Genomic DNA, 15,156 nt, shown 5'->3' on the forward strand with positions numbered 1-15,156 from the left:
GGTTCGGTGCCCAAAACACGGAGGAATCGCCTTGAACATTCCGAGCATCGATTTCGACCTGGGCGAAGACATCACGATGCTGCGCGACACGTTGCGCGCCTTCGTGGAGGCGGAGATCACCCCCCGCGCCGCCGAGATCGAGAAGGCCAACCTGTTTCCGGCGGACCTGTGGAAGCGCTTTGGCGACCTCGGCCTGCTCGGCATGACCGCGCCGGAGCAATATGGCGGCTCCAATATGGGCTATCTCGCCCACGTCGTCGCCATGGAAGAGATTTCGCGCGGCTCGGCTGCGGTCGGGCTGTCCTATGGCGCCCATTCCAACCTCTGCGTCAACCAGATCCGCCGCAACGGCAACGACGCGCAGCGCCAGCGCTATCTGCCGAAGCTGATCTCCGGCGAATATGTCGGCGCGCTCGCAATGTCCGAGCCGGGCGCCGGCTCCGACGTGGTCTCGATGAAGCTGCGCGCCGACAAGCGTGGCGACCGCTACGTGCTCAACGGCTCCAAGATGTGGATCACCAATGGCGGCGATGCCGACGTGCTGGTGGTCTATGCCAAGACCGATCCGGAGGCCGGTCCGCGCGGCATGACCGCCTTCCTCATCGAGAAGGGCTTCAAGGGCTTCAGCCACGGTCAGCATCTCGACAAGCTCGGCATGCGCGGCTCCAACACCTATCCCTTGTTCTTCGACGAGTGCGAGGTGCCGGAGGAGAACGTGATGGGCAAGGTCGGCGAGGGCGTCAAGGTGCTGATGTCCGGCCTCGACTACGAGCGCGCGGTGCTGTCGGGCGGCCCGCTCGGCATCATGGCCGCCTGCATGGATGCGGTGGTGCCCTACATGCACGAGCGCAAGCAGTTCGGTCAGCCGATCGGCGATTTCCAGCTGATGCAGGGCAAGCTCGCCGATATGTATTCAACCTGGCAGGCCACCCGCGCCTATGTCTATGCCGTGGGCAAGGCTTGCGACCGTGCCGACCACGCGCGCACCTTGCGCAAGGACGCGGCGGCGGCGATCCTCTATTCCGCCGAGAAGGCGACGTGGATGGCCGGCGAGGCGATCCAGGCGCTTGGCGGCGTTGGCTATACCAGCGAATTCCCCGTCGGGCGCCTCTGGCGCGACGCGAAACTCTACGAGATCGGCGCGGGGACGTCCGAAGTCCGCCGCATGCTGATCGGCCGCGAGCTGATGGCCGAGACGGCTTAAGTCTTTCACCCCATTGGAATCAAAATGCCGCTTCATTCCAGCATCGATCCGTCGTCGTCAGATTTCGCGCGCAATGCCGAGGCGATGCGCACCCTCGTCGCCGACTTGCGCGAAAAGCTCAGCCAGGTCGCCGGCGGCGGCGGCGAGGTCTCGCGCAACCGCCACACCGCGCGCGGCAAGATGCTGGCGCGCCAGCGCGTCGACCTGCTGGTCGATCCCGGCACCTCGTTCCTGGAGCTGTCGCCGCTCGCGGCCTACGGACTCTACGGCGGGGATGTGCACTCGGCGAGCGTCGTGACCGGAGTAGGGCGCGTTGCCGGGCGCGAATGCGTCATCGTCGCCAACGACGCCACCATCAAGGGCGGCACATATTATCCCATGACCGTGAAGAAGCATCTGCGCGCCCAGGACATCGCGCGGCAGAACAATCTTCCCTGCGTCTACATGGTCGATTCCGGCGGCGCCTTCCTGCCGCTGCAGGACGAGATATTCCCGGACGAACGGCATTTCGGCCGCATCTTCTACAACCAGGCGCAGATGTCGTCGCAGGGGATTCCGCAGATCGCGATCGTGATGGGCTCCTGTACCGCCGGCGGCGCCTATGTGCCGGCGATGTCCGACGAGAGCATCATCGTCCGCAACCAGGGCACCATCTTCCTCGGCGGCCCGCCGCTGGTGAAGGCTGCGACCGGTGAGGTCGTCAGTGCCGAGGAGCTCGGCGGCGCCGACGTGCATTCGCGGCAGTCGGGCGTCACCGATCACTATGCTCAGAACGATGCCCATGCGATCGGCATCGCCCGGCGCATCGTGGGTACGCTGAAGCCGCCGGCGCGGCCGAACCTCAACATGCATCCGCCCCGCGAGCCGCTATTTGCGGCGGAGGAGATCTACGGCGTGGTGCCGGTCGACGGCAGAAAGCCGTTCGACGTGCGCGACATCATCGCGCGTGTCGTCGACGGCTCCGAGTTCGACGAGTTCAAGAAGCTCTACGGCACGACTTTGGTGTGCGGCTTCGCCCATATCTGGGGCTATCCGGTCGGCATCATCGCCAACAACGGCATCCTGTTCAGCGAAAGCTCGCTGAAGGGGGCGCACTTCATCGAGCTGTGCTGCCAGCGCGGCATTCCGCTGGTGTTTTTGCAGAACATCACCGGGTTCATGGTCGGCAAGAAGTACGAGGCCGGCGGCATCGCGCGCGACGGCGCCAAGCTGGTGACGGCGGTCGCGACCGCCTCGGTGCCGAAATTCACCGTCGTGATCGGCGGCTCCTACGGCGCCGGCAATTACGGCATGTGCGGCCGCGCCTATTCGCCGCGCTTCCTCTGGATGTGGCCGAACGCGCGCATCTCGGTGATGGGCGGCGAGCAGGCCTCGATGGTGCTGAGCCAGGTCCGCCGCGACAATATCGAGGCCAAGGGCGAGAGCTGGTCGAAGGAAGAGGAAGACAAGTTCCGGGAGCCCATTCGCGCGCAATATGAGAGCCAGGGGCATCCCTATTACGCAACGGCCCGTCTGTGGGACGATGGCGTGATCGACCCGGCCGACACCCGCCTCGTGCTCGGTCTTGGCCTCTCGGCGGCGTCGAATGCGCCGATCGAGCCGACGAAGTTCGGCCTGTTCAGGATGTGATGCGATGGACCGCTCAAAGCTCTACCGGCGTTTTCGCACGCTCCTGATCGCCAACCGGGGCGAGATCGCCTGCCGCGTCATCCGCACCGCGCGCGCCATGGGCCTGCGCACCGTCGCGGTCTATTCCGAGGCCGACCGCGACGCGATGCATGTCGCGCTCGCTGACGAAGCCGTGCTGCTCGGGCCTGCGCGCGCCCGCGACAGCTATCTCAATGTCGAGCGCCTGATCGAGGCCGCGCGCAAGACCGGCGCTGAGGCCGTGCACCCCGGCTACGGCTTCCTGTCCGAGAATGCCGACTTCGCGCAGGCCTGCTTCGACGCAGATCTGGTCTTCGTCGGCCCTACCGCCGACATGATGAATGCGATGGGCTCGAAATCAGGCTCGAAGGCGCTGATGGAGAAGGCCGGCGTGCCCCTGGTGCCCGGCTATCACGGCGAGGCCCAGGACGATACGACGCTGGCGAAAGCGGCCGAGAAGGTCGGCTTTCCCATCCTGGTGAAGGCCTCGGCCGGCGGCGGCGGCCGCGGCATGCGTATCGTGCGCTCGGCGGACGAGCTTGGACCTGCGATCGTCAGCGCCAAGCGCGAGGCCAAGGCCGCGTTCGGTGACGATCGCATGCTGATCGAAAAATATGTCGACAATCCCAGGCATATCGAAGTGCAGGTGATCGGCGACAGCCACGGCAATTTGCTCTCGCTGTTCGAGCGCGAATGCACGCTGCAGCGCCGGCACCAGAAGGTGATCGAGGAGGCGCCGTCGCCGACGCTCAACGCCGCGCAGCGCGAGACCGTCTGCGCCGCCGCGCGAAAGGCGGCGGGCGCGGTGAACTATGTCGGCGCCGGCACCATCGAGTTCGTCTCGGACGGCAAGGAGGTGTTCTTCATCGAGATGAACACGCGCCTCCAGGTCGAGCATCCCGTCACCGAGCTGATCACCGGCATCGACCTTGTCGAGTGGCAGCTGCGCGTCGCCTTCGGCGAAGCGCTGCCGCTGAAGCAGGACGAGATCCGGCTCAATGGCCATGCCGTCGAGGCCCGCGTCTATGCTGAGAACCCGACCAGGAATTTCATGCCCTCGGTCGGCAGGATCTCGACGTGGCGGCTGCCGGAGGAAACCGGCGGCTTGCGGATCGATGCCGGCTATCGCGAAGGCGATATGGTCTCGCCGTATTATGACGCCATGCTCGCCAAGATGATCGCATGGGCACCGACGCGGGATGTCGCGGTCGAGCGGCTGAACCGCGGCCTGGAAGAGTCCGACGTTCGCGGCATCGTCACGAACATTCCGTTCCTGTCGGCGCTGATGACGCATCCGAAGGTACGGACCAATGCGATCGACACCGGTTTCATCGAGCGCGAACTGGCTGTGCTGACACAGGCCGCGCCGGCGCCGGGCGAGCTCGAGCTGTGCGCGGCGGTCGCTGCAATCGTCCATGACGAGCGACGGATGGCGGAGGCGAATTCGCCCTGGCAAACCTTCGGCTGGCAGCCAGTCGGCCGCAGGCAGCGCAGCTTTGCCTTCCGCGTCGGGCACGGGCCGGAGCAGAAGATCATCCTGAACTACGGCAGCGGGCCATCGACGCTGGTGCTCGGCGATCGCGAGCTGGCGTTCGCGATTGCACCACGGGACGACGGCTTTGATCTGACGCTCGACGGCGTCAAATCGCAGGTCGCGGCCGTGATCGACGGTCACGAGCTGTATTTGCGGACGCGCAACGGCCGCTTCGACCTGCATTGGGTCGATCCGTTCGGTGGCGAGAGCGAGGAGCAGACCGGCGAGGACAAGATCGCCGCCCCGTTGCCGGGGACGGTCGTTGCCGTACTGGCCGAGGAGGGCGCCAAGCTCGACAAGGGCGCGCCGATCCTCACGCTGGAAGTGATGAAGATGGAGCAGACGCTGCGCGCGCCCTATGCCGGCGTGCTGAAGTCCATCAAATGCAAGGTCGGCGACATCGTGCAGGAGGGCGTCGAGCTCGCCGTGGTCGAGCCGGCGGGAGAGTGACATGAGCGATTCCGTCCGCATCATCGAAATGGGGCCGCGCGACGGGCTTCAGAACGAGAAGATTCCGGTCGGTGTCGAGGCCCGCATCGCCTTCATCGAGGCGCTGGTCGCGGCCGGCCTCGATACGGTCGAGGTCGGCGCCTTCGTCTCGCCCAAGGCGATCCCGCAGATGGCCAGCTCCGACGCCGTGCTGCGCAGCGTTGCCCATGTGACCGGCGCTGAATTCCACGTTCTGGTCCCGAACGAGAAGGGCTACGACGCCGCCCGCGCCGCCGGCGCCAGGGTCGTCTCGGTGTTTGCGGCAGCCTCGGAGGGCTTCTCGCGCGCCAACATCAATTGCACGGTCGCGGAGTCGATCGAGCGCTTCAAGCCGGTGCTGGCGCGTGCCAGGGACGACGGCGTGAAGGTGCGCGGCTATATCTCCTGCGTGCTGGGCTGCCCGTTCGACGGTGAGATCAAGCCGAAGGCGGTCGCCGATCTCGCGAGCACGTTGTTCGAGCTCGGCTGCTACGAAATCTCGCTCGGCGACACCATCGGGGTCGGAACGCCATCCAAGGCGAAGGAGATGCTGCGCGCGGTCAGTGCCAGCGTTCCTCCCGCCAGGCTCGCGATGCATTTCCACGACACCTACGGCCAGGCGCTCGCCAATCTCTATGCCGGCTTGGAAGAGGGCGTGCGCGTCATCGACGCCGCCGCCGGCGGCCTCGGCGGCTGTCCCTATGCGCCGGGCGCGACCGGAAACGTCGCGACCGAGGACGTCGTCTACATGCTCGAAGGCATGGGGATTAGGACGGGTGTCGACATGGAGAAGTTGCTGGCGGCGACGAACGCGATGGCCGGTGTGTTAGGTAAGCCGCCGGTGAGCCGCGTGGCCTCCGCGCTGAACGCGAAGACGAAGCGGATGAACGCTTGAGAATTGTAGGGTGGGTTAGCCGAGCAGATGCGCGAAGCGCATCTGCTCGGCTAACCCACCACTGTTCGTCTCCGCGAAAGCAGAAGAGGTGGGTTACGCCGCGCGGATTGCGCTTCGCGCATCCGCACAGCTAACCCACCCTACGGCAGTTGCGATTGCGTCACCTGCTTCCGTCCGGTCCCATCACCAGATCCGGCAGGCCGGTCGAGATCTCCGGCACGAGGCACAGCAGCAGCACTGCGAGCATCATCAAGAGCACGAAGGGCAGGGTGCCCCAGATCACTTCGCGCAGGGGAATGTCCGGCGCGACGTTGCGGATGACGAAGATGTTGAGGCCGACCGGTGGATGGATCAGCCCCATCTCCATCACGATGGTCATGACCACGCCGAACCAGATGATGTCGAAATTGGCGGCACGGAGCGGCGGCAGGATGATCGGCGCGGTCATCAGGATGATCGAGACCGGCGGCAGGAAGAAGCCGAGCACGACGACCATGACCAGGATCGCGAACAGCAGCTCCCAGCGCGGCAGGTGCATCGCGACGATGGATTCGGCGACCGATTGCGAGATGTGCAGATAGCTCATCACGTAGGAATAGAGCAGCGACATGCCGATGATCATCATCAGCATGGTCGATTCCCGGATCGTCGATCTCATGATCGGGGCGAGATCACTCGGCCGCCACACGCTGTAGATCGCCGCGATCAGCGCCAGCGCAAGCAGGCCGCCGAGGCCTGCGGTTTCCGACGGCGTGGCGTAGCCGCCATAGAGCGCGATCATGACGCCGGTGAGCAGCAGCACGAAGGGGATCACGCGCGGCAGCACGCTGAAACGTTCGGCCAGCGTGTATTCGTCGCGGGCGAGGATCGGAGCTTCCGGGCCGCCGTTCTTGTAGGCCGCTTCGGCAGCCGCGTATTCCTGACGGAAGCGGAAGACGGCGTAAAGACCGAACAGCGTGACCAGCAGCAGGCCGGGACCGATGCCGGCGAGAAACAGCCGCCCGAGCGACTTTTCGGCGGCGACCGCGAACAGGATCATGGTGATCGAAGGCGGCAGCAGGATGCCGAGCGTGCCGCCGGCGGCGATAATCCCTGCGGCAAAGCCGCCGGAATAGCCGCGCTTGCGCATCTCCGGAATGCCGGCCGAGCCGATCGCCGAGCAGGTCGCGGGCGAGGAGCCCGCCATCGCCGCGAACAACGCGCAGGCGAACACGTTGGCGACGCCGAGACCGCCGGGCACGCGGTGCAGCCAGGCATGCAGGGCCGAGTAGAGATCCTGGCCGGCGCGCGATTTGCCGATCGCCGCGCCCTTCAGGATGAACAGCGGGATCGACAGGAGCGTGATCGAGGCCATTTCCTCGTAGACGTTCTGCGTCACCGTATCGAGAGAGGCCGAGGGCATGTAAATGCCCATGAACACGACTGCGACCGCGCCGAGCGCGAACGCGATCGGCATTCCCGAAAACATCACCAGCAGCGTCGCAACGCCGTAAGCGACGCCGATACCGAACACGCTCATGAACGCTTGGCTCCGGTGAAGGGCAGCGCAAGCTGCACGAGGATCTGGATGCAGAGCAGGCTCATTCCGAGCGCCATCAGCGTGTAGGGAATGGCGAGCGGCGGCGACCACATCGAGTTCGAGACCTGGCCATCGACATAGGCCTCATGGGCCAGCGTCCAGGACTTCCAGGTGAAGAAGGCGCAGAACAGGAACGTGGCGGCGTCGACCAGCCAGAGCCGGATCCTGTTCGCCAGCGGCGACAACAGGCCGACGAAGGCCTCGATGCCGATGTGGCCGCGGTGCTGCTGTACATAGGCGGCGGTCATGAAGGTCGCGCCGACCAAGAGGAACACCGCGGCCTCGTCCTGCCAATAATTGGCGGCCTTGTACAGCGCGCGGCTGAGCACGCTGTAGCTCAGGATCGCGCAAGCGGCGACCAGCGCGATCGCCGCGAACACCACGATGACGGTATTGAGGATGGCAAGACCGCGATCGACCGCTGCCGCAAGGCCCGTCCTTGCGACAGCGTTGGCCGTGTCGTCACGATCCGGAAGCGGACCGTGGCTCATGCAGCGACGTCGTTGGCAAGCTTGAGCAGGTTTGCACAGGTCGCGGTCTTGGCGCTGTAGTCCTTCCAGGCAGTGTCGCGCGCGATGTCGCGCCACTTGCCGACGGTCGCGGCATCGAGCGCCGAGACCTTGGCGCCGGCCTTTTCGTAGACCTTGGCGACCTCGATGTCGTCATCCTGCGCCCCCTTGCGCCCGAACGCTTCGAGTTCGGTTCCGACGGCGAGCAGGATGTCCTGATGGTTCTTGGGCAGCTTGTCGAAGATCGCCTTCGACATCATCAAAGGCTCGAGCATGAACCAATAGGAGGCGCCAGCGCCCGATGTCAGGGATTTCGCCACTTCTTCGAGTCGGAAGGAGATCAGGCTGGTCGAGGAGGTGATGCCGGCATCGCAGGCGCCGGTCTGCATCGCCGCGTAGATTTCGTTCGACGGCACCGACAGCACCGAGGCGCCGGCGGTCTGGAGCACCATGTCCATCTCGCGCGAGCCGCCGCGCACCTTCAGGCCCTTGGCGTCTTCCGGCGCGACGATCGGCTTGGAACGGCTGGCGACGCCGCCAGCCTGCCAGACCCAGGTCAGCAGGATGATGCCCTTGTCGGCGAGGAAGTCCGTCAGCGCCTTGCCGACCGGCTCCTTCTTCCAGCGCAGGCCCTGGTCGTAGGTGGTGACGAGGCCCGGCATCAGGCCGATATTGGTCTCCGGCACCTCGCCGCCGGCATAGGGCATCGGATAGAGACTGATGTCGAGCGCGCCCTTGCGCATCGCCGAGAACTGCGCGTTGGTCTTGATCAGCGAGGAGTTCGGATAGATCTCGGCCGCGATGTCGCCATTGCTGCGCTTGGCAACTTCGGCGGCGAACATGCGGCAGAGCCGGTCGCGGAAGTCGCCCTTGTCGATGGTGCCGCCCGGGAATTGGTGCGAGATCTTCAGCGTGGTCGCGGCCTGGGCCGTGCCGGTGCCGAAGCGGAGGATGGCGGGTGCGGCGACGGCGGTCGCAATCAGATGGCGGCGCGTGAGCATGGTGTGATCCCCTGGAACGCTTCTTTGAATGATTCTTGTCTGAAGGTTTCTGGCTGGCGTGATTGGCGGGTCATGTGTGCGTAGGCCCATCCTAGCCGGTCTTTCACCCGATAGCCTCTCAACTGATAGTTCGAGATGGAACGCCGCCGCAAGTGCCGGCTGTGCTGCGCTGCACACATCCGGTTGCTCTGAAACGATGGATCGTAGGCGGGGTCACTGAAATTTATCGGCGGCGGCGTAACAACGCACGCGGTCCATCCGTCGAGATTGAATAGCGGCGTATGTCGCTGACAAACATGACCTCGAAGGGAAGATGATCCATGACCATTCGCACCCGCATCGCGCTCGGCGTCTCGGCTGCCGCTCTCTCGCTCGGCCTTGCGCTGTCGCCGGCCGCTTTTGCCCAGGACAAGATGGGCAAGGATGACGGCATGATGAAGAAGGACACGATGTCCAAGGACGGCATGATGAAAAAGGACACCATGTCCAAGGACGACGGCATGAAGAAGGATCACATGTCGAAGGACGGCATGAAGAAAGACGACGGGATGATGAAGAAGAACTGATCTTCGCCCGTTCGCAATCGAGGCGTTTGGCACAAGCAAACGCGCGTTCGAACGTTTGGGGCGGTCGGCTGGACCGCCCCAAATCATGTCTTGCTTCAATTTGAATTGAACGTGACCTGCAAAGGTCACGCGTCAGATGACTTGCGCTTGGTTACTTGCGCAAAATTACTTGCGCTTGGCCTTGCGGGCGGCGTAACGCGCGTCGCGCTTGGCCTTCTGCTCGGCTTCGAGAGCCGCGGCCTTTTCGGCAGCTTCCTGGGCCTCGCGCGCGAGCCGCGCAGCTTCGGCGGCCTTGGCCTCTTCCTCCAGACGCTTCTTCTCGGCCTTTTCGGCCTCGCGCGCAGCCTTCGCCTCGGCGCGCTTGGCCGCGAGTGCTTCACGCTCGGCGCGCTTCGCCGCCACCGAGGGATCATCAGGCCCCGGTTGGGATTTGAATTTGTTCAAAAGATTTTTGCGGGCTTCCTGCGCCGCCTTTTGCCGGTCTGCGAAGCCGGGTTCCCTGAATCCACTCATCGACGAGCCTTGTCTTCCTCGCTTTCGATCCTACATCACGGCCTGTTGGTACGTCGGCTGGGCATAGCAGGCGCCGCGCGACGCAGAAGCGTGTACATCGCTGCGCGTCGCGAAGCCACCCATAATCGCAGCCGATCAGGTCGACGAAAATCGCCATCCACCGACGATCCCTCGTAGCCCCGAAAAACTGCCGAATTGTGATGTCCCTCATAAGGGATCACGAGGGCGACGCCTAGCGTCCGCCGCGATACGGAGCACGGGTATGCCGATATCGAGATTAACCCTGAAGACGCTCTCATTTGCGTTCGCCATGGCAGCCTTGGCAGGTGCCGTGCTGCTGCTCGCGCGGCCGCAGCCCATCAAGAGCGCCGTTCTGGGCACCGACTGGGAATGCACGCAGACCGCCTTCGTGCTCACGACTTGTGCACCGCGGGCGATCCCGGCGGTCGAAACCTTGCGCAAGGAGGCGGCCAACGCGAACCGGGGCTGAGCCCTGGGGCCGCGCAAGCGGCCCACCACGATGTGACGGGACGTCGCAGAGGTGATAAGCCGGCCTGCCCGCGCGACTAGGTAGCCATGCCCACCTCCAAGTCCACCTCGGAGCCCGATCCGGGCGAGAAGCCGAAATCCAGACCGAAGCCGCCATCGGGCGACAACCGCCGCGGCGCGATCGCCGGCCTGGTCATCGCGATCGCGATTCTTGCAGTGGGCTGGTGGCTCGCCCGGGACCTCACCGCGGCCAGCAAGATGCAGGACTGCCTGATGTCCGGACGGAGCAATTGCAACGTGATCGAGCCGGCCCGCTAGAAGCTTTCGGCGGGGCTGTTCGCAAGCCCTTTGGGGCCGAAAAATTGCCGCCATCTTAATGATTTGTAACGGGACTTCGCCGATCAAAGCGGGTCAGCTATATCAGCCGGCATCAAGCCGCGGCGCGCTCCGAATCGTCGATCGCGCCAGGCACCACGGCAATTGCGAGAGCAATCGAAAGAGCAGGGGTCAAGCACGCATGAGTGCGTCCAGTCGCATGAAGATCATCATTCCCTTGGTTTCGGCCATGTCTTTGCTGGCGCTGCCTGCGCAGGCCCAGGACGCCAGGCCACCGAGGGACGCCGGCCAGCCTCCGGCCGGCCCCGCCGCCGGGGCGCCGCCTCCGAACAAGTCGGACGCGCGCAAGGGCCCGCAGCAGGCGGCGCGGCCCGCGCCGCAATCCGGCGGTCAGCCCCATGCGATCCCGGGACCGCGCGCGGCCGGCGGCCCGCCGCCGGGACGCCATGTCGACCGCGGGCCGGCTCCGGCGCGTGACTGGGGCGGACATGCGTATCGCGGCCACCGCGCCTGGGAGGGCGGACGCTGGCGCCACGAGGTTCACAACGGCCGCTCCGGCTGGTGGTGGGACGTTGGCGGCGTCCGGTATTATTATCCGCAGCGCATGGCCGGTCCGCCCGCCTACATTTCCGAGGAGTACTACGACGACGTGCCGGTAGCCTATGCTCCGCCGCCGCCTCCGGTCGCCTATGCCCCGCCACCGCCGCCTCCGCCACCGGCCGATCCCGGCGCGAGTGCGCTTGGCGGCGCCATCGTCGGCGGTCTGCTGGGCGGGCTGATCTCGGGCAACGCAACGGGCGCTGCTGCCGGCGCGGTCCTCGGCGGCGCAACCGGCGCCATTACCGGCGCCGCCGCCGCTTCCCAGCCTGGCTATTACTGGGCACAGGGCAATTGCTACTACCGCTATCCGAGCGGCCAATATGTTCAGGCCGATCCCCGCGCCTGCTATTGAGCTGCCCTGACCGGATCGAGGCACAGAGGCGGGCCCCGGGGCCCGCCTTTTTCGTGCGCGCCCGCCAATTGCATCCAATAGGCGCTGGCGCTCGTTGCCGCCTCACGCAAGTCTCAAAGAAAATTGTCGGGATGATTCGCGGGGACATGGGACATGCTGGATGCAATCCAGATCAGCTTGGCGCTTTGGGCCATGATCGTTTGCGGCGGGATCAAGGTTGGGCAGGCGCTGGACTGCCTGTTCTAGCAAGGGCCCGCTCGCGTTGCGTCAAGCGACGAGCCAGTTGAAGAACGCCATTGCGCCCCAGACCAGGCCGGCGATCCAGGCCAGCATCACGATGCCGATGGTCCCGAGATAGGCGATGCCGAGCAGGTCGCCCCTTTGTCGCCGCGTCCGGACGTTGGCTGAGGCTGCTGCGTCTTGTGTCATGACGGAAAACACCATCGATGCCTTCGCGCTGCTGGAAGCGTCGAGACATAGTTAGCCGAGACGCCGGGCCAAGACTGTGATGCCGTTCACAGATCGTCTGAATGAATCCCGGCCTCATGGCTGCGCAATCAGCGCCAGCAATGGCGCCGCGCGGGCCGGCGTCACCCCGCAATCATACGGACAAGATTGCCATGCGCTGGTCCAGATGGCGAGCTAGGGTCGGCCGCATGTGTACCAGGTACGATCCACAGCGTGAGGCCGAGGCCGCAATGAAGCGGGCCGCGGCATCGGAAGGCGCCGACAGGCAACGCCTGATCCAACTCGCTTTGGCTTGGCATGAACTCGCGCGCGACCGGCGCGACGAGCGGGCGGATTGACGACATTTCCGGCGAAATTGGCAGGACTGGACGAGGTCGTCTGCGCTCGATCTGCATGAGAAAGCCCCGTGCTCGGGGGACAAGCACGGGGCCCTTCAAAGCCGATCCGGGCTGGCAGATCGGCACCACTTGATTTCACGGCATCAACGCGCGGGTCGCGATCTCGTTCCGCGCGCCACTTCAGATCTATTCGCTGTGCGCGGATCGACTCATGCCGCTTGCGGCGGGATGCCTGTGACGTTGAATGCGTGAACGAGCTGGTTCGAATGAAACGCGGCATTAAGAAATGCGCCGCGCTGATTTCCCCGGTTATGATTCGTGTTGCGGGAACGAAGCGGAGTCGGACCGTGAACAAACAAAAAGCCCCCGAAGGGGCTTGAGGTTTAGGCGGCTTCCGACTTCGGGACTGCGTCGGCATTCACCGAAAGCTTGACGACATCGCCCTCGACGGCACCGACATATTTCGTGTCGATGTAATGGTGATGGTCCTTGTGGCCTTCCGGGCTATCCTTTCGCGTCAGCTTGATCCGGTTGCCTTCGACGCGGTCGACGGTGCCGACATGGGCGCCGTCCTTGCCGATGATCTTCATGTGCTCTCTGATGTCAGCCATGTGGTCCTCCTTGCTGAGGTCTCAACTGCGAACATCGACGTTCGTTGCACCGGCGCGTTGGACCCAAGGCGGTTTCCGCACGTTGAGATCCGATTGGATCCGCCAAGAGGCGCATGGAGACCATTCAGGCCTATCTGGAACGCAAGCACAGGGAACTCGGGCTGTTGAACGACTGCCTGAGGCATCGGCTTGATTTGCCGCGTCCGCGATCGGTCGACGAGGTCATCAGCGCCAAGTTCCAGCTCACGGCGGCGCTGAGGGCGGAGCACGAGCTGCACGAATGGAAGGCGACGGAGACGGCCTGGTCGCACACGGCCGATCCCGTCAGCGGACCTTTCGAATTCAGCTACGATTACCAGCGGGCCGATCTGACGGTGCGCGGTCCTTCCTTCTATGAGCTCGATGGCGGCCGCGCGAGCACGGCGATCTACACCGCGTCCGGCATGGCCGCGATCTCCGCCGTGCTGCTGGCCTCCGCGCAGATCGTCGAGAAGGCCGACATTCTGGCGCTTCCGGGCTCGTACGGCGAGACGCTGGAGCTGATCCGGGGCTTTGTCCCTCATTTGCGGCTGGTGGCGCTAAACCTGCCACTGGGCGATGCGCTTGCTCGGACGAATTCGCCGCGGATCCTTCTGTTGGATTCCTGCTCCATCGCCGGCGCTTTCGAGGCGATGCTACGTTGTGACGGCTCCGGTCTCGATCTCCTGATCTGCGACACGACCTGCTTTGCGGGCAGGTCGACCCGGATCCGGCGCGTCCGGCGCTGGGCCCGGCAATACGATATTCCGCTGGTGCTGGTGCGCAGCCATAACAAGCTCGATTCGCTCGGGGCGGAATATGGCCGCCTCGGCTCGGCGGTTTTCGTGGACGGCAATGAGCCACGGACGGAGCATCCCTGGGCGCGCCTAGCGTGCGAAACGCGCAACGCGGTGCGACTTCTCGGCGGCGCAGCGTTGCCGGCGCACTTCCCGCCCTTTGTCGGCAGCGCGGCCTATTGGGACCTCACGCAGCGGCGTGTTGCGGCGATCCTGCGCAACGGCCGCAGCATGGCGCGCCATTTTGCTGCGAAGCTCCCGGAGCTCTCGGCCGAGCTTCATTTCGCCCACGGTCTCTACGTCACCCTCCGGGGCAGGCATCCCCTCGACGAGGCGAGCGCAAGGCAGGCCGCCGAGGACATGAGCAAGAACCTGCGCGCAGAAGGCTTCCCGATCCGCCATGCCGGCAGCTTCGGTTTCGATTTCGCCGCGACCGAGTGGTTTCACGACGCGACCACGGACCGGTACAGCGTCCGGCTGGCGGTCTCGGATTTGCCGACGGAGCTGTGGGGCGATCTCACCGTGGCCATCGCGCGGTGGTGGCGGGACCATCAGTTGGCGCGCGTCGGCGAAGAATGAATGTCTAGCCGACCAGCCCAGGGGGGCGCCTCGATCAGTCGATCGCCAAGCAATGCTCGAGTTGCGGCTTCTCGTGGCCGCGACGCGACCACTCCTGAACGGCGAAGGCCAGGTGATGATGGCCCATCCCGGCGCCAAAGATCGACGCCTGAGCCACCTTGATCGGCTTCGTGACCACGTTGGTGTTCACCAAGCCTGCGTCGACTGCCAGATACGACATCGCGGCGATCGCCACCGCAGATGCGATCGCCATTCTCGTTAATTCGGATTGCTGCATCAAGAAAACCTGTCGGGCGCGCTCTTGCCCGGCGCATAGATAGGAGTGATCGGTCCGGTGCAAAGACCGGGGGATGGTTACCCACGCGTTCGTGAACAGCGGTTGATCTGGCAACGAGCTGGCGATCCCGGCAGGATTCGAACCTGCAACCCTCAGAGTAGAAATCTGATGCTCTATCCAGTTGAGCTACGGGACCCACTTCAGCCGCCCCGGTTTGGGGGGGTGGCTGTTCATCTAGCATGCCATTATGAAAAATATCGTCTTTCGCCAAGCCTGAACCGAACCCTTTTCCTTAATGCCGCGACAAAGCGAGACGGTGGCATGTCAGGGTGCCGGGTCGAGCGGCAGCGCAACGGACGATGGATCACATCGCCG

16 protein-coding genes and 1 tRNA gene are annotated in these 15,156 nt (G+C 64.8%); 9 read left to right on the forward strand and 8 right to left on the reverse strand.

Annotated elements, in window-relative coordinates; genetic code table 11:
• Positions 1 to 31 precede the first annotated feature (31 nt).
• From DCM80_RS27625 to DCM80_RS27640, 4 genes are read left to right on the forward strand one after another with little or no spacing between them, the layout of a single operon-like run.
• Complete coding sequence (locus DCM80_RS27625; protein WP_257179629.1) at positions 32 to 1,204, forward strand: isovaleryl-CoA dehydrogenase; 1,173 nt, start codon at positions 32 to 34, stop codon at positions 1,202 to 1,204.
• 24 nt (positions 1,205 to 1,228) lie between these two features.
• Positions 1,229 to 2,833, forward strand: coding sequence for a carboxyl transferase domain-containing protein (locus tag DCM80_RS27630; protein WP_257194589.1), 1,605 nt, complete (start codon positions 1,229 to 1,231; stop codon positions 2,831 to 2,833).
• Between the two features lie 4 nt (positions 2,834 to 2,837).
• Positions 2,838 to 4,835 (forward strand): acetyl/propionyl/methylcrotonyl-CoA carboxylase subunit alpha, encoded by a 1,998-nt coding sequence (locus tag DCM80_RS27635; protein WP_257194590.1) that lies wholly within the window; start codon positions 2,838 to 2,840, stop codon positions 4,833 to 4,835.
• Between the two features lies 1 nt (position 4,836).
• Entirely contained in the window at positions 4,837 to 5,748 is a 912-nt protein-coding gene (locus DCM80_RS27640) for a hydroxymethylglutaryl-CoA lyase (RefSeq protein WP_257194591.1), read from the forward strand.
• A gap of 160 nt (positions 5,749 to 5,908) precedes the next feature.
• On the opposite strand, the gene DCM80_RS27645 is transcribed toward DCM80_RS27640, so the two are convergent.
• From DCM80_RS27645 to dctP, 3 genes are read right to left on the reverse strand one after another with little or no spacing between them, the layout of a single operon-like run.
• Positions 5,909 to 7,267, reverse strand: coding sequence for a TRAP transporter large permease (locus DCM80_RS27645; protein WP_257194592.1), 1,359 nt, complete (start codon positions 7,265 to 7,267; stop codon positions 5,909 to 5,911).
• Complete coding sequence (locus DCM80_RS27650; RefSeq protein WP_257179635.1) at positions 7,264 to 7,818, reverse strand: TRAP transporter small permease; 555 nt, start codon at positions 7,816 to 7,818, stop codon at positions 7,264 to 7,266. The genes DCM80_RS27645 and DCM80_RS27650 overlap by 4 nt, the downstream gene beginning before the upstream one ends.
• Positions 7,815 to 8,837, reverse strand: a complete 1,023-nt coding sequence (dctP, locus tag DCM80_RS27655) for a TRAP transporter substrate-binding protein DctP (RefSeq protein WP_257179636.1) — start codon at positions 8,835 to 8,837, stop codon at positions 7,815 to 7,817. Before dctP ends, DCM80_RS27650 begins: the two co-directional genes overlap by 4 nt.
• A 320-nt stretch (positions 8,838 to 9,157) precedes the next feature.
• Between dctP and DCM80_RS27660 the strand changes: the two genes are divergently transcribed.
• The gene (locus DCM80_RS27660) at positions 9,158 to 9,403 is read left to right on the forward strand and encodes a pentapeptide MXKDX repeat protein (RefSeq protein ID WP_028136553.1); all 246 of its coding nucleotides are present in this window, start codon (positions 9,158 to 9,160) and stop codon (positions 9,401 to 9,403) included.
• 165 nt (positions 9,404 to 9,568) lie between these two features.
• Here DCM80_RS27660 and DCM80_RS27665 read toward each other — a convergent pair whose 3' ends face one another.
• Complete coding sequence (locus DCM80_RS27665) at positions 9,569 to 9,916, reverse strand: DUF6481 family protein (protein ID WP_257194593.1); 348 nt, start codon at positions 9,914 to 9,916, stop codon at positions 9,569 to 9,571.
• A gap of 262 nt (positions 9,917 to 10,178) precedes the next feature.
• Between DCM80_RS27665 and DCM80_RS27670 the strand changes: the two genes are divergently transcribed.
• From DCM80_RS27670 to DCM80_RS27680, 3 genes are all read left to right on the forward strand, one after another.
• Positions 10,179 to 10,406: a hypothetical protein gene (locus tag DCM80_RS27670; RefSeq protein WP_257194595.1), complete on the forward strand. Its 228-nt coding sequence runs from the start codon at positions 10,179 to 10,181 to the stop codon at positions 10,404 to 10,406.
• 86 nt (positions 10,407 to 10,492) lie between these two features.
• The gene (locus tag DCM80_RS27675; RefSeq protein WP_257194596.1) at positions 10,493 to 10,723 is read left to right on the forward strand and encodes a hypothetical protein; all 231 of its coding nucleotides are present in this window, start codon (positions 10,493 to 10,495) and stop codon (positions 10,721 to 10,723) included.
• Positions 10,724 to 10,922: 199 nt separating this feature from the next.
• A complete protein-coding gene (locus DCM80_RS27680) occupies positions 10,923 to 11,693 on the forward strand; it encodes a hypothetical protein (RefSeq protein ID WP_257194597.1) in 771 nt (256 codons plus the stop codon).
• A 267-nt stretch (positions 11,694 to 11,960) separates the two neighbouring features.
• Here DCM80_RS27680 and DCM80_RS27685 read toward each other — a convergent pair whose 3' ends face one another.
• Together DCM80_RS27685 and DCM80_RS27690 are read right to left on the reverse strand one after the other, a co-directional pair.
• Positions 11,961 to 12,122 (reverse strand): hypothetical protein, encoded by a 162-nt coding sequence (locus tag DCM80_RS27685; RefSeq protein WP_028136548.1) that lies wholly within the window; start codon positions 12,120 to 12,122, stop codon positions 11,961 to 11,963.
• A 760-nt stretch (positions 12,123 to 12,882) separates the two neighbouring features.
• Complete coding sequence (locus DCM80_RS27690) at positions 12,883 to 13,110, reverse strand: DUF2171 domain-containing protein (RefSeq protein WP_028136547.1); 228 nt, start codon at positions 13,108 to 13,110, stop codon at positions 12,883 to 12,885.
• A gap of 113 nt (positions 13,111 to 13,223) precedes the next feature.
• Here DCM80_RS27690 and DCM80_RS27695 point away from each other — a divergent pair, with 113 nt between their 5' ends.
• Positions 13,224 to 14,504 carry a hypothetical protein gene (locus tag DCM80_RS27695; protein ID WP_257194598.1) on the forward strand — a complete coding sequence of 427 codons (1,281 nt, stop codon included), beginning with the start codon at positions 13,224 to 13,226 and terminating at the stop codon, positions 14,502 to 14,504.
• A gap of 34 nt (positions 14,505 to 14,538) precedes the next feature.
• Here the strand turns inward: DCM80_RS27695 and DCM80_RS27700 are convergent, their stop codons facing one another.
• Complete coding sequence (locus DCM80_RS27700; RefSeq protein ID WP_257194599.1) at positions 14,539 to 14,781, reverse strand: hypothetical protein; 243 nt, start codon at positions 14,779 to 14,781, stop codon at positions 14,539 to 14,541.
• Positions 14,782 to 14,900: 119 nt separating this feature from the next.
• Positions 14,901 to 14,977, reverse strand: a tRNA-Arg gene (locus DCM80_RS27705).
• Positions 14,978 to 15,156: the final 179 nt, after the last annotated feature.

Origin of the sequence: Bradyrhizobium sp. WBOS08 (assembly GCF_024585125.1) — a bacterium.
In the GTDB taxonomy this organism is placed as follows: Bacteria; Pseudomonadota; Alphaproteobacteria; order Rhizobiales; family Xanthobacteraceae; genus Bradyrhizobium; species Bradyrhizobium japonicum_B.